General features: G+C 58.9%; 1 protein-coding gene. It reads right to left on the bottom strand.

The features are described from left to right. Position 1: 1 nt before the first annotated feature. The coding region (gene tuf / locus ACRZ96_RS21115) for an elongation factor Tu (RefSeq protein ID WP_010441214.1) at positions 2-1,177 on the bottom strand (1,176 nt) is incomplete at its 5' end.

Below are 1,177 nucleotides of genomic sequence, written 5' to 3'. Positions count from 1 at the left end.
ATTACTCGATGATTTTCGAGACGACGCCGGCGCCGACGGTGCGGCCGCCTTCGCGGATCGCAAAGCGCAGGCCGTCTTCCATCGCGATGGGCGCGATCAGCTCGACGGTGAAGCCGACGTTGTCGCCGGGCATAACCATCTCGGTGCCAGCCGCCAGGGTCACGGTGCCGGTCACGTCAGTTGTACGGAAGTAGAACTGCGGACGGTAGTTCGCAAAGAACGGGGTGTGACGACCGCCTTCTTCCTTGGTCAGGATGTAGGCTTCGGCTTCGAACTTGGTGTGCGGTGTAACCGAACCCGGCTTACACAGAACCTGGCCACGCTCAACACCGTCACGGTCGATACCGCGCAGCAGGGCGCCGATGTTGTCGCCCGCTTCACCGCGATCCAGCAGCTTGCGGAACATTTCAACACCAGTACAGGTGGTTTTCTGAGTGTCACGGATGCCGACGATTTCGATCTCGTCGCCAACATTGATCACGCCACGCTCGACACGGCCGGTCACAACAGTACCACGGCCCGAGATCGAGAACACGTCTTCGACCGGCATCAGGAACGGCTTGTCAACTTCACGCTCAGGGGTGTCGATGTAGTCATCAACAGCCGCCATCAGCTCTTTGATCTTCTCTTCGCCGATTTCCGGGTTGTTGCCTTCCATCGCCGCCAGAGCCGAACCTGCGATGATCGGAATATCGTCGCCGGGGTATTCATAGCTGGACAGCAGTTCGCGAACTTCCATCTCAACCAGTTCCAGCAGCTCTTCGTCGTCAACCTGGTCAACTTTGTTCATGAACACGACCATCTTCGGGATGCCAACCTGGCGGCCCAGCAGGATGTGCTCGCGGGTCTGCGGCATCGGGCCGTCAGCTGCGTTCACAACCAGGATCGCGCCGTCCATCTGAGCGGCACCGGTGATCATGTTCTTGACGTAGTCGGCGTGGCCGGGGCAGTCGACATGCGCGTAGTGGCGGTTGTCGGTCTCGTACTCCACGTGGGCGGTCGAGATGGTGATGCCACGTGCTTTTTCTTCAGGCGCGCCGTCAATCTGGTCATACGCTTTGAAGTCACCGAAATACTTGGTGATTGCTGCGGTCAGCGTGGTCTTGCCGTGGTCAACGTGGCCAATCGTGCCGATGTTGACGTGCGGCTTATTACGCTCAAACTTTTCCTTTGCCAT

The organism is Ruegeria sp. CF1 (assembly GCF_056537445.1).
Note: the sequence above shows the minus strand (reverse complement) of the source record. Positions and strands in the feature narration are given on the sequence as shown.